Annotated in this window: 13 protein-coding genes; 8 read left to right on the forward strand and 5 right to left on the reverse strand. The window is 33.0% G+C overall.

Translation table 11 applies throughout. The annotated features are described in order from the left end of the window. Window positions 1–357 precede the first annotated feature (357 nt). The 4 genes from Q0K76_RS07530 to zapB form a co-directional block, all read right to left on the reverse strand. Window positions 358–906, reverse strand: a complete 549-nt coding sequence (locus Q0K76_RS07530) for an NlpC/P60 family protein (protein WP_294613764.1) — start codon at window positions 904–906, stop codon at window positions 358–360. Next, window positions 854–2,212, reverse strand: coding sequence for a DUF3482 domain-containing protein (locus Q0K76_RS07535; protein WP_294613767.1), 1,359 nt, complete (start codon window positions 2,210–2,212; stop codon window positions 854–856). Before Q0K76_RS07535 ends, Q0K76_RS07530 begins: the two co-directional genes overlap by 53 nt. A gap of 1 nt (window position 2,213) precedes the next feature. Beyond that, window positions 2,214–3,518 (reverse strand): DUF2868 domain-containing protein, encoded by a 1,305-nt coding sequence (locus Q0K76_RS07540; protein ID WP_294613770.1) that lies wholly within the window; start codon window positions 3,516–3,518, stop codon window positions 2,214–2,216. A 91-nt stretch (window positions 3,519–3,609) separates the two neighbouring features. Then, window positions 3,610–3,855, reverse strand: a complete 246-nt coding sequence (gene zapB / locus Q0K76_RS07545) for a cell division protein ZapB (RefSeq protein ID WP_294613774.1) — start codon at window positions 3,853–3,855, stop codon at window positions 3,610–3,612. Window positions 3,856–3,955: 100 nt separating this feature from the next. On the opposite strand from zapB, the gene tpiA reads away from it, so the two are divergent. Beyond that, window positions 3,956–4,720 carry a triose-phosphate isomerase gene (gene tpiA / locus Q0K76_RS07550; protein ID WP_294613777.1) on the forward strand — a complete coding sequence of 255 codons (765 nt, stop codon included), beginning with the start codon at window positions 3,956–3,958 and terminating at the stop codon, window positions 4,718–4,720. 83 nt (window positions 4,721–4,803) lie between these two features. Here the strand turns inward: tpiA and Q0K76_RS07555 are convergent, their stop codons facing one another. Next, window positions 4,804–5,031 carry a helix-turn-helix domain-containing protein gene (locus Q0K76_RS07555; RefSeq protein ID WP_294613780.1) on the reverse strand — a complete coding sequence of 76 codons (228 nt, stop codon included), beginning with the start codon at window positions 5,029–5,031 and terminating at the stop codon, window positions 4,804–4,806. A gap of 152 nt (window positions 5,032–5,183) precedes the next feature. Here Q0K76_RS07555 and Q0K76_RS07560 point away from each other — a divergent pair, with 152 nt between their 5' ends. The 7 genes from Q0K76_RS07560 (at window position 5,184) to Q0K76_RS07590 (ending at window position 12,645) form a co-directional block, all read left to right on the forward strand. After that, window positions 5,184–5,873: a LexA family transcriptional regulator gene (locus Q0K76_RS07560; protein ID WP_294613783.1), complete on the forward strand. Its 690-nt coding sequence runs from the start codon at window positions 5,184–5,186 to the stop codon at window positions 5,871–5,873. 309 nt (window positions 5,874–6,182) lie between these two features. Beyond that, window positions 6,183–7,310: a tRNA 2-thiouridine(34) synthase MnmA gene (gene mnmA / locus Q0K76_RS07565; protein ID WP_294613786.1), complete on the forward strand. Its 1,128-nt coding sequence runs from the start codon at window positions 6,183–6,185 to the stop codon at window positions 7,308–7,310. Then, window positions 7,303–7,950 carry a high frequency lysogenization protein HflD gene (gene hflD, locus Q0K76_RS07570; RefSeq protein ID WP_294613789.1) on the forward strand — a complete coding sequence of 216 codons (648 nt, stop codon included), beginning with the start codon at window positions 7,303–7,305 and terminating at the stop codon, window positions 7,948–7,950. The genes mnmA and hflD overlap by 8 nt, the downstream gene beginning before the upstream one ends. Before the next feature lie 48 nt (window positions 7,951–7,998). Continuing rightward, window positions 7,999–9,369: an adenylosuccinate lyase gene (gene purB / locus Q0K76_RS07575; RefSeq protein ID WP_294613793.1), complete on the forward strand. Its 1,371-nt coding sequence runs from the start codon at window positions 7,999–8,001 to the stop codon at window positions 9,367–9,369. 109 nt (window positions 9,370–9,478) lie between these two features. Continuing rightward, the gene (gene hemC, locus Q0K76_RS07580; RefSeq protein WP_294613796.1) at window positions 9,479–10,459 is read left to right on the forward strand and encodes a hydroxymethylbilane synthase; all 981 of its coding nucleotides are present in this window, start codon (window positions 9,479–9,481) and stop codon (window positions 10,457–10,459) included. Beyond that, the gene (locus Q0K76_RS07585) at window positions 10,443–11,174 is read left to right on the forward strand and encodes a uroporphyrinogen-III synthase (protein ID WP_294613799.1); all 732 of its coding nucleotides are present in this window, start codon (window positions 10,443–10,445) and stop codon (window positions 11,172–11,174) included. The genes hemC and Q0K76_RS07585 overlap by 17 nt, the downstream gene beginning before the upstream one ends. A 25-nt stretch (window positions 11,175–11,199) precedes the next feature. Next, window positions 11,200–12,645 carry a uroporphyrinogen-III C-methyltransferase gene (locus Q0K76_RS07590; protein WP_294613803.1) on the forward strand — a complete coding sequence of 482 codons (1,446 nt, stop codon included), beginning with the start codon at window positions 11,200–11,202 and terminating at the stop codon, window positions 12,643–12,645. Window positions 12,646–12,647: the final 2 nt, after the last annotated feature.

A 12,647-nucleotide genomic window follows, 5' to 3' on the forward strand; every position in this document is an offset into this window, starting at 1 on the left:
ACTTTTAGTAAATAAATGGTTTAATAGTAATAATGTCAGTTAATTGAATAGGTTAAGTGGCTGTTAAAACCCTTTATATCGGCAAAACACTTTATGGAGTATAAAAAAATATGAATATTATAAGGAATTAATGAAACAAAATTTTATTTATATAGCTAAAGATTTTGAACCAGCAATTAGTTGGTGTCGCAAATTACTTAGAACTCTGGAAAGAAGCTTTATGTTGCCAATAGGATGAAAAAATTAAAGAAGAAGTTAATTAGTTATAAAATAATTATAGAAAAGTGAAATAAATAATATTTTATTTAGACTCTCTAAAACCATTTAAAGATAGAGAGTCTTTTTTATTCATTATTACTAGTTATTAGCAGTTAAATCATCAGCCACTCGACGCGTCTGCCAATAACGCTTCTTCCAATAATTTTCATTTAAATTAGAAAATATTACGCCTTTAGATGATGAAGCATGTAAAAATTTACCATCTGCATAATAAATGCCTACATGTAAACCACTACCACCACGATTTGTCTTAAAAAAAACTAAATCGCCAGCCCTAGGAGTCGTTACTTTATAACCTAACTGAGCTTGAGCGGCAGTATTTCTAGGTAATGTTCGAGAAAATTTGCTCTTATAAAAATTCATTACCAATCCTGAACAATCACTACCAGCTAAAGTAGTTCCACCATAACGATATGGAGTATTTTGCCATTTTTGGTAATGTGCATCAATTTTAGCCAACATAGATAAATCGGCTTTCCGGGTTTTAGCAGATAGTTGTCCTCTACTACTAGTACAACCAAATAACATAAAAAAAGATAAGAACAATGTAGCAATTAATAATTTATTTCCTACATTAAAACAATTGCTCTGCAATACTCCTAATAGTTGATTGTCTTTTTTTATCATGCCTTTTTGTTCCTTGATTTAAAGTCGACCAATACGAATAATGTCTTGCCACTTTAAGGTTTTTAGGTAATATTCCCTTTTCCCATTCGCTTTTATCTAGTTTGGATAATCTTATCGGACTAGCATTCGCGTGGCTACGATGATTTAAACTTTCTTTTAGATAAATTAACCTCAAAGAAAGAAAACATATAACTACATCATCAACACTTAATTTACTATATCCAGAAAACCGATTTAGCATTCTAGATCCATAATGTTTTGCTGTTTGCATTAAACTTCCAATCATGCCGCCAATTAGAGTGGCTGAGCCTAATGTAATACCACCAGCGGCTAAGTCAATGCCTGCTCCTATCGTAGCACCAGAGACAAATCCTTTACTTAAATGAGCACTTATCATTTTTAAAGCATCTAGATTGAAAAGATCAGCTTTAAAGCGCCCTTTTAATAAGGGTAAATTTTCCTCGGTTTCATAAGTGAAATTGAACTGATAAAGTCTTAATAAATCGTCTATTGCTTTTTGTTCTCGCTTTCTGACAATATTTTGCATATCAATAATAGCCTGTTTATCATTAGGCTTTGCTATTTTATAATACGCAGTTACATCAATTAGTGTTTCAGCGATAACTAAGTTAGCTGCTTTATTTCGGTTATTTTTTAACTCGACTAATTTTGCTAACCATTCATCTAGTATCACTTTGGCGGGTTCAAGCAATAAAGCCAGACTCTGATATAAACGTTCTTCACCATCCATAGGAGGAAAAACAGCATCAAATTTAATAATAGCATGAATTCCGACTCGCGAAAGTAATTTTTTCCATTCTTTTTCATTTTGTTCTTCTTTCGCGGTAAAATTTAATACAGCAAGCATAGGCTTATCACTGTCGGCCAAAATTGCTAATTCATCATGATATTTAGCGAGTATAGGTTCTCTTACATCAATTACATAAATTCCAACATCACTTTTTAACAGTTGTCTTATTACTTTAGCCTCTTGATAAAATAGATTTTCGGCTTCTGGGCTTTGTAAAAAAATGGTTAATTTATCAATTCCATCTAGTTTTTTATGAGCAGGAAGCAATTGATTAATGTAATCATATAAAGCAAGGCTATCTTCTAAACCAGGTGTATCATAAAAAATTATTGATTTTTGTTGAGCTAGCGGTAATGTAATTGATTCTACGTGTTTGGTTGTACCTGGTTTATCTAATACTGTACCAAAATTACTATTGCGAATTAGTGCACGTAATAATGATGTTTTGCCAACATTTGCATGACCAACTATAGCTATTTTTAGCGTTGCTAGCATATTAAATATCCTCGCTTAACCATTCTGGTTTGGCTAATTGTAAAGATAATGATTGCCAGTTATCAAATTGTTTTCCTTGATTAATAAACCAAATTCGATTTTGTTGAGATTTACTCATTAATTGATTAAGTAAATTCAATATTCCCCTATCGGGTGCTCTATCTGTATCTATTGCGATTAATAGTTTTTGAGCAGGCGTTAATTGTAAATAATCGAGAATTTTACGCCGTTGCTCACGCGTATTTAAAAAACCTAAAAAAGTGATGGAGTTAGGTGGATTCCAGTCTTCTGGCATATCGATTGCAACTAAAAATCTTCCATCACCTTTTTCAATTAAATGATCAAATGAAGACCATTGTAAGTTATTACCGATTTTATCTTCATCTTCAACATTAATTAATAAAGGTTGTAATTTATTTGCTAATATTTGGTATTCAGGTTGATTGATATTTAATTTAATTTGACGGCAACTTACCAACCAACTAATTCCACAAAATATCATACAAAAAAAACGAATACCTATGCCATAAACAATAAAAACGCCTAATAACCAAATGGCCCAAGATGATCGAACTTCACCATCATTCAACGCTTGTTCGCTATATTTTATGATATTATCACTAGGTATAGGAAACCCAAATTTGGCAGGTAATAATCCTAAATAATGGGTTAAATGAATAATAACTTCAGAACTTAATAAGGTTGTTTTCCATTCAAAACTATAATGTTGGGTTGAAAGTAATATTAATAAAATCAGTAATGCACAACACAATATGATGGTCCAAAACAGATTAAGCACAAATCCAATTAACCAACGAATTTTCCCACCTAAAAGTTCTATAAATGCAGGGATAAGTTGTTGAATCGTTTTTTTTTGCGAAAACTTTTTAGCCAGCCAAATCCAACAATAAACTAATAGGCTACCACCTACATTAGTAAAGAAAAATAATGATCCCAACCAAATAGAAAATGTAATTAAATGAACCCCTAATAAACTAAACAAAGCCCAATACAAATTAACTGGATTTTGACTTAATGCACCTATCCCCAAGCTGGCGCCAAGAAAAACGGATAGCAGTAGTAATAGAATAAAAGAGATTTTTATAGCGTTTAATAATGTTTTTTGAGCAGAAAAAAGTCCATTTTGCTTAGATAATATTGTCGCCCGCATCACAATACTAGAAGTTAAAGATGTATGTGAAGATCTTACTTGCCGATTAATATCTTGATCAGCAAAAGATCCTGAATCTTTCTCTATGAGGCGAATTGTTTCTGTAAGCCATAATAATTTTAGATCTTCTCGCATTATACCTTTCTTCAAATTAATTTTTAATCAAGCATAAATGAGCATAGAAGAAACGCGACTTAAGTCGCGTCTAAGAAATAAATTAGATAAATTACTGGGTTATTTCACCAATTTTGTTTAATAAAGTTTGAATGCGTTGTTGCCATACTTGTTGATCTTGCTTTAATTTTTCATTTTCATCACGTAATACTTTTATTTCATCAGAACTATCATTAATCAATTGCTCCAACTCTTGATTACCTTGTTTCAAAGCTGCTATCTCTTGTTGTAACGTACTGATAACATTAACAGTATGTTGGATTCTATTTTCTAATTGATTCAATATTTCTAATGACATATTTTTCCTCATGCTCAAATTATTTAATAAATAATATTTACTATTATAGCGAATTCATTCTAAAATCAACACTATTTTAAATCATAAGTTGGAGAAAATTATGCGTAAACCTCTTGTCATGGGTAACTGGAAACTCAATGGAAGTATAGATATGGCTAAAAACTTAGTTGCTGAACTTAGAAATGAGCTATCAACTGAAGCCGCGTGTGATATCGCAATTGCACCACCAGTTGTTTATTTAGATTTTGTTAAACATCAATTAGGTGGTTCAAATATTTTGTTAGGCGCTCAAGATGTAGGGATTAACCTTTCAGGAGCTTATACCGGTGAAGTATCTGTCAACATGTTAAAAGAGTTAGGTGTTACTCATATCATCATAGGGCATTCAGAGCGTCGTACTTATCACAAAGAATCAGATGAGTTTATTGCTAAAAAATTTAATGTAATTAAAGAAGCTGGTTTAGTTCCTGTGCTTTGTATTGGAGAATCTGAAGCCGAAAATGAAGCTGGTCAAACCCAAACAGTATGTGCTCGTCAAATTGATGCAGTAATTAATGCATTTGGCGTTCAAGCATTTAATAATGCAGTAATTGCTTATGAACCAATCTGGGCTATAGGCACAGGAAAATCAGCGACTCCCGCTCAAGCACAAGCGGTACATAAATTCATTCGTGACCATATTGCCAAACAAGATAAGAAAGTTGCTGAGCAAGTCATTATTCAATATGGTGGTTCAGTCAATGATAAAAACGCAGCCGAATTATTTACACAACCTGATATTGATGGTGCGTTAGTTGGCGGTGCATCATTAAAAGCAGATGCATTTGCAGTTATTGTTAAAGCAGCAGCAAAAGCTAAACATTAAAAAAAAGACGCCTAAATAGGCGTCTTTTTTTAATTGACTAATAGTTATATCTATTTAAAGTTAATTAAATAAAAACTACTTTTTTACTTTTTACGCTTTTTAGAATAGCGGGAAGGCCAAATTTTTTCTACTGGAACCTTTAAATATTCAGAAATAATTCGTTCATATTTAGGACAATGTCGATATAATGCATTCCTTAAAGTGTCAGCTTGTAAGCCACTTGAGCGTGATAATGCTCTCAAGTTTCCACCTCTAATTTTAATTTCACCAACAACTCTTGACGGTGACCAGTCTTGATCTTGTGCGCTCATTATGAGATCCTCTATTAGTTAATTCTTTTGCTATTGTAAAGATTATCGGTATTACAAAGCTTAAAAGGTAATAAATTACCAGCAAAGCATACCACATAAAAAAGCGAATTAAAATAAGAAAAATAAAAAAATAACACTAAACGGAATTGAAAATGACAGAAAACAAATTAAAAACACTAAACGAGCAAGAAAAAACACGAATATTAATGGATACTAATGTAATAAATTTCAAAAATAGGTTAACATTAGTTTTAGAAGGCATGTCGGGAAATGCTTTTGCTAAAAAAGTTGGAATGTCCGAAGCTGTAATTCGTGATTATTTATCTGGAAAGACCTACCCCTCTCTCAATCGACTCGCTATTATTGCATTAAAATGTGAAGTTCCAATAGAATGGTTAGCTACCGGAAAAGGAGAATGTCGATTACTTCCTGAGAATGAAATCAGAGGTTCAGTACATATCCCTTTTTATCGTTTAAATGAAACAGGTAAATTTTTCATAAAAATGGAATCGATACCATTTGATATTAATTTAATTAAATATCAAGGGTTAAATAGCGAAGATTTAACCGCAGTATGGGCTAGAGGTGACAGTATGGAACCAACAATATCTAACCACGATATCCTTATTATTAATAAAGCTCATTGCAAACCATCAGACGGTTATCTTTATGCAGTACAATATGATGATCAAATTAGTATTAAAAGAATTCAACATCAGGGGTATAATTTGGCATTACTTTGTGATAATTGTAAATATCCAACAATAATGATTAACAAAAATTCACCTCAAGACTTCGAAATTATTGGGCATGTTGTGTATCTTATAAAAGATCTATACTAAAATAATAGCTATTTGCCAATAATGTATGGTTACACACTGTCGATAGCAATCGACAGTGTATTTAGTAGATGATAATATTACTCATTTACTTTACTACCATAAATAAGACGATTGATAAAAATAAAATATTTATCAATTGAATCATTTTTGTTTCTTTAAAATATAACTAAATCCAAAAGCATCGAGACTAAACTTAATTTTAATTATTATTTTACGCACTTTCTTCAAATTGTTATCCGCATAACTTCATGCTTTTTTCGCGCATTTATGATAAAATCAGTTAATATTTTTCCTATAGTTTTTGTAATTATGCCAAATATAAATAGTTCAAAAAAAGTCGTAGTCGGTATGTCAGGTGGCGTTGATTCATCTGTTTCAGCTTATTTATTGCAGCAACAAGGATATGACGTTGTTGGTTTGTTTATGAAAAATTGGGAAGAAGATGACAACGAAGAATACTGCTCTGCAGCTGTAGATCTAGCTGATGCTCAAGCTGTTTGTGATAAATTAGGTATTAAACTTAATACCATCAACTTTGCTGCTGAATATTGGGATAATGTATTTGAACATTTTTTAGCCGAATATAAAGCCGGTAGAACCCCAAATCCTGATATTCTTTGTAATAAAGAGATTAAATTTAAAGCCTTTTTACAATACGCCGCGGAAGATTTAGGTGCTGACTATATAGCCACTGGTCACTATGTACGTAAACGAGAAAAAGATAGCACAGTCGAATTACTGCGAGGTATTGATAACAACAAAGATCAAAGTTATTTTTTGTACACACTTAGCGAACAACAACTCAGCAAAAGTTTATTCCCTGTTGGCGAACTAGAAAAACCACAAGTACGCAAAATTGCAGAGCAACTCGGTTTAGCTACTGCAGCAAAAAAAGATTCAACTGGTATCTGTTTTATTGGTGAACGTAAATTTAGTGACTTTTTAGCACGTTATCTTCCTGCACAATCTGGTGTCATTCGTACGGTTGATGGTGAAATAATCGGTCAACATCAAGGCTTAATGTACCATACATTAGGTCAACGTAAAGGACTCGGTATTGGAGGATTAAAACATACCGACGATACACCATGGTATGTTGTTGAAAAAGATGTCAAAAATAATGAATTGATTGTAGCACAAGGACATGATCACCCTGCTCTTTTCTCTGATGGACTCATTGCTCAACAGTTACATTGGGTGAATCGCCAAGTTATTACGCAACCTTTTACCTGCACAGTAAAAACACGTTATCGACAACAAGATATAGCTTGTCGTGTTAATCCTCTGGCAGAAGATAAAATTGAAGTGATTTTTGCCAATCCTGTCGCTGCCGTGACTCCTGGTCAATCAGCTGTTTTTTATCAAGGTGAAGTTTGCCTTGGTGGTGGCATAATAGAGGAGCGTTTTATTGGTAATAAGGAGTCGCGTTTTGAATAACAAATATTATCATATTGCTATCGCACTTGCTGGTGTTGCGCAAAGTGCAATGCTAGTTCCACAGTTAGCCAATACTGGGGTATGTAGTACTTCTCTTTATGAGCAATCAATAAAAAGTGTTTTTAAGACCTCTCCGAAGACTACAGCTGATGTTTATGATGGTATAAATAACATTAAAACAGGTTTACAAACGTTGATTCAATTACTATCTTCAGGACAGAAAGAGCAAATTGAGATTATCCGTTATTTATTTGGGACTTTAAGTATTACTAATAAATTATTAAAGAATAAAGAGGCACTAGATAAGATAGATCAGCGATTAACGCGTATATCAGGGCTTTACAGTGATATGAGCGATGAGACTATTGCTGAACATATCGATGATCTTTCTTATTCCTTAGCTGGAATTTATTCTGATATTGTTAGTCCTTTATCTTCTAAAATTAAAGTGGTTGGTAAAGCAGAATTTTTACAAAATTCTTTAGTGCAAGCCAAAGTCAGGACATCTCTTTTTGGTTGTGTTCGTTCGGCAATCTTGTGGTATCAAGTTGGAGGCAGTCGACTACAGATCTTATTTTCACGAAAAAATATCTGTAATGCAGCGCATAAACTACTACAAGAGATCAACACAGCAAATTAGCTTATATTTTTCAAAATAATATATTTAAAAAGTAACGGAGTTAAACCAATGGAATTATCCGCACTTACTGCCCTCTCGCCTATTGATGGTCGTTATGGTGATAAAACGATAGAATTACGATCCATTTTTAGCGAATATGGTTTATTAAAATACCGTGTGCAAGTAGAAGTTCGCTGGTTACAAAAATTAGCCTCTCACGCTGATATTCTTGAAGTCCCAAAATTAAGTGAGCCAGCAATAACTCATCTTAATCAAATCGTCGAACAATTTAGTGAACAAGATGCTCAACGAATAAAAGAGATCGAAAAAACCACTAATCATGACGTTAAAGCGGTAGAATATTTTTTAAAAGAAAAAGTCATTAATAATCAAGAATTACACGCAATTAATGAATTTATTCATTTTGCTTGCACCTCTGAAGATATTAATAATTTATCCTATGCATTAATGTTAAAAACGGCTAGAGAGACAGTTCTCGTTCCTTATTGGAATAAACTCATTAAAGCAATCACCTTTCAAGCTAAAACTTATCGAGAATTACCATTACTAGCACGAACTCATGGGCAACCAGCAACACCATCCACTATTGGCAAAGAATTTGCTAATGTCGCTTATCGTTTACAGCGACAATTGAAACAACTACAATCCGTTGAAATACTAGGTAAAATCAATGGTGCTACAGGTAATTACAATGCTCATTTAGTCGCATACCCTGAAATTGACTGGCATCAATTTAGTGAGGAATTTGTCGACTCATTAGGTTTACAATGGAATCCATACACTACACAAATTGAGCCTCATGATTATATTGCTGAATATTTTGATTGTGTTACCCGTTTTAATACCATCATGATCGACTTTGACCGTGATGTATGGGGTTATATTTCGCTAAATCATTTTAAACAAAAAACCGTCGCTGGTGAGATTGGTTCATCAACCATGCCACACAAAGTTAATCCAATTGACTTTGAAAATTCAGAAGGTAATTTAGGCATAGCTAATGCAATTATGAACCACTTAGGCAGTAAATTACCTATTTCTCGCTTTCAACGTGATTTAACTGATTCAACGGTTTTACGCAATCTTGGAGTCGGTATTGGTTATGCAATTATTGCTTACCAATCAACATTAAAGGGCCTGAATAAATTAGAAGTAAATTACGATTATCTTCTTGAGGAACTCAATCGTAACTGGGAAGTGCTTGCCGAGCCGATACAAACTGTTATGCGTCGTTATGGTATTGAAAAACCATACGAAAAATTAAAAGAACTAACGCGTGGAAAACGTATTGATGCAGAAGGTTTAAAACAGTTTATTGATTCTCTAGCTTTACCAGAAAGTGAAAAAAATAGATTAAAACAATTAACTCCAGCAAACTACCTTGGTTATGCGGTTAATTTTGTTGATAAACTAGAATAACAAATGATATTTAAATAATCTAAAACTGATTGAGAAAATGTTTCAGCTCAAATCGGCTAGATTAAGGTTAATTCTGTTAATGATTGATTTGTAAGGTAATACTGAGCAAATGTCACTAACAAGAACTGTACCTTTCAATATTGAACAGGAAATTAGCTTGAAAATTCGCATAGCTACTCGAAAAAGCCCGCTTGCTCTTTGGCAAGCTAATTTTGTTAAGCAGCAACTTTTGAATAACCATAATGGACTAACGGTTGAGCTTATACCGATGGTCACCCAAGGTGACATATTATTAGATAGTCCATTATCTAAAATTGGTGGTAAAGGTCTTTTTGTCAAACAACTTGAACAGGCCATATTAAATAATGAAGCAGATATTGCCGTTCACTCCATCAAAGATATTCCTGCTCAATTACCGCAAGGATTAATACTAGCAACAATTTGTCGGCGTGATGAAGTTCGCGATGCATTTATTTCCAATAAATATACTAATTTAGATCAACTCCCATATGGAGCCATCATTGGTACTTCTAGCTTACGTCGGCAATGCCAATTACGTGCAAAATACCCACATATTCAAATTAAAGATCTACGAGGCAATGTTAGTACCCGATTGGCAAAACTTGATGATCACCAATATGATGCCATTATTTTGGCAGCGGTTGGTTTAAAACGTTTGGCATTAGATAGTCGAATCAAGCAATATATTGATACTGATTTAATATTACCCGCTGTTGGTCAAGGTGCTGTTGGCATAGAAGCGAGATCTGATGATAAAGAAATGCTCAATCTACTTGCACCGCTTAATGACAGAGATAGTTGCATCTGTATTCAAGCAGAAAGAGCAATGAATCAACAACTACAAGGTGGTTGCCAAATACCCATTGCTTGTTACAGCCAAATAAATGATGGTATATTATCATTGCAAGGCTTAGTGGGTCGCACTGACGGAAGCCAAATTATCAAATCAAAGATACAAGGTAGTACTGCACAAGCACAACAATTGGGTTGCAAGCTCGCTGAACAATTACTTAAACATGGTGCGAAAGAAATACTACAGGAATTAACAGCGGATGATCATAGTTACTAGGCCTTCCCCGGAAGGTGAAGTACTAACCCAACAACTTATTGAAGCCAAGATCCCAGCCCAACACCTGCCCTTATTTAACATTTCAACAGGTAATGATTTATTTAATCTACCAAGTGAATTAACTAAATTAAAGCCATCAGATATTGTAATAGTTACATCACCACAAGTTACTTATATTATTAAAAATAATTTACCTAATCTATTACTACCAACAAATATTCAATATTTTGCGGTTGGTAATAAATCAGCCAAACTGTTTAGTCAATTAACCAATAGCATAATCAGTTATCCAAAACAAGAAGATAGTGAAGGGCTATTACAACTTCTTGAAAAAATATCTTTAAAAAATCGCTCAGTATTAATTTTACGTGGTGATACGGGTCGGCCATTATTGGTAAACACATTAACTCATCAAAAAGCAAAAGTGAAATTAATAGAATGTTATCGTCGCAATCCTATTTTATATCCACCCAATATACTTGCTGACCATATTGAAAAACAAGTAATTATTAGTACCAGTACAGAACATTTGCTGCAACTTGAAGCCTATTGCCACAATAAACATAAACAACAAGCCAATTTAATTGTGACTAGCTGGCGAATTTTTGCAAAAGCTAAATGTCTTAATTGGCAAAAAGTTTTACTAATTGATGGAGCAAATAATCAAATTTTATTTAAAACAATAATAACTCTATGTCATAATGCCAGTATATGATTAAAAATTATAAATGAGGTTCGTCATGCCATCAAAATATTATGGTGCCAATGCAACACTTTCAACAATTAACACTGCTTCATTTAGTCAAAATTCAACAATTAATAGCCAAAATGAAACGAATAAAACTATGAAAGAAGAGAAAATCAATTCAAATGAATCAAAATCGAGTCCTGAAGTAGAAATAAAAGATACCTCTCCTACCATAAAACCAAATTCAAACAAAGCTCCAGTTTCAAAACTATCGATTGTGGCAATTGTGTTAGCGATCGGTCTTAGTGGGAGTATTTTTTATTATGGTCATAAACAAATTGAAAAACAAAAAAAAGTTATTTCAACATTACAAACACAGTTAGCTAATTTAAAACAAACAACAAAACAAAGTATTACTAACGATTTACAAAATAATATCACTGAGGCCGTTAACCAACAAAATCAGCAATTTTCGTCATTAGAACAACGAGTCAATCGCCAACTTTCTGAACAACAAAAAGTTCAACAACAGTTAGCTAATCAAATAAATGACGCAACCACACTTAACGAAAAAAATATACACAATCTTAATGAACGCTTATCTGCTATGTCATCCACAGATAATAATGTTTGGTTAATTTCGCAAGCTAATTATCTTGTCCACTTAGCAGGAAGAAAAATTTGGAACGATCAGGATTATGTTTCAGCGCGTTTATTACTAAAAAGTGCTGATGAAAGTTTAGCGCAAACCAATGACCCAAGTCTATTACCCACCAGGCAAGCAATTAATAAAGATATTAGTTCCCTCTCTCAAATCAGTTATATTGATACTGATGGTATTATTATAAAGTTAATAGGATTATCTGATGCATTAACAGAATTACCATTAGTAGGTAATTATAAAAATTTGGATCTTGGTATGACCCAGTATACTGAAGTACCACCAGAAACAACTACTTTAAATAACAATGGATCAGAGGTAAAACCAATACCAAACAATAATGAAAACAGTGACAACAATAATATTTCAACATCAATTGCGGATTGGTCAAGTAATTTATTGAATAATACTAGTACTTTCATGCAGAAATTTATTACTATTGAAAAACTTGATGAAACTGAAAATAATTTTGCGACTTGTTTATCAAAAGCGGGAAATGACGAAAAACAAATTGTCCAATGTCAAATTTTAAAAACGCCACTTAGTTTAGAACAATCGCTTTATCTACGCGAAAATATTCGTTTCCGTTTATTAATAGCCGCTCAAGCAGTACCAAGACATCAAGAATTGATTTATCAACGTGCGCTTAGTGATGCTTCTATTTGGGTAAATGCTTATTTTGATGGTGATGCTCCTAGCGTAAAAGCTTTTTTAGATGACCTTGAAAATTTACGCAGCCAACCAATTAGTGACCAATATATTCCAGAAAAACTGGTCAGTGCAAGTGAGCTAGAAAAATTGATGCAAACTCGCGTTCGTTCGATGTTGGCAAAATAGGA

It is taken from the genome of uncultured Gilliamella sp. (genome assembly GCA_945271295.1).
GTDB lineage: Bacteria > Pseudomonadota > Gammaproteobacteria > Enterobacterales > Orbaceae > Gilliamella.

What these genes read in the sequence shown, in the direction of transcription:
- Q0K76_RS07585 (WP_294613799.1), top strand. Translation starts at nt 10,443, where the DNA reads ATGATCATAGTTACTAGGCCTTCCCCGGAAGGTGAAGTACTAACCCAA.
- purB (WP_294613793.1), top strand. Translation starts at nt 7,999, where the DNA reads ATGGAATTATCCGCACTTACTGCCCTCTCGCCTATTGATGGTCGTTAT.
- Q0K76_RS07560 (WP_294613783.1), top strand. Translation starts at nt 5,184, where the DNA reads ATGACAGAAAACAAATTAAAAACACTAAACGAGCAAGAAAAAACACGA.
- Q0K76_RS07590 (WP_294613803.1), top strand. Translation starts at nt 11,200, where the DNA reads ATGCCATCAAAATATTATGGTGCCAATGCAACACTTTCAACAATTAAC.
- tpiA (WP_294613777.1), top strand. Translation starts at nt 3,956, where the DNA reads ATGCGTAAACCTCTTGTCATGGGTAACTGGAAACTCAATGGAAGTATA.
- mnmA (WP_294613786.1), top strand. Translation starts at nt 6,183, where the DNA reads ATGCCAAATATAAATAGTTCAAAAAAAGTCGTAGTCGGTATGTCAGGT.
- Q0K76_RS07535 (WP_294613767.1), bottom strand. Translation starts at nt 2,212, where the DNA reads ATGCTAGCAACGCTAAAAATAGCTATAGTTGGTCATGCAAATGTTGGC.
- Q0K76_RS07540 (WP_294613770.1), bottom strand. Translation starts at nt 3,518, where the DNA reads ATGCGAGAAGATCTAAAATTATTATGGCTTACAGAAACAATTCGCCTC.
- Q0K76_RS07555 (WP_294613780.1), bottom strand. Translation starts at nt 5,031, where the DNA reads ATGAGCGCACAAGATCAAGACTGGTCACCGTCAAGAGTTGTTGGTGAA.
- zapB (WP_294613774.1), bottom strand. Translation starts at nt 3,855, where the DNA reads ATGTCATTAGAAATATTGAATCAATTAGAAAATAGAATCCAACATACT.
- Q0K76_RS07530 (WP_294613764.1), bottom strand. Translation starts at nt 906, where the DNA reads ATGATAAAAAAAGACAATCAACTATTAGGAGTATTGCAGAGCAATTGT.
- hemC (WP_294613796.1), top strand. Translation starts at nt 9,479, where the DNA reads ATGTCACTAACAAGAACTGTACCTTTCAATATTGAACAGGAAATTAGC.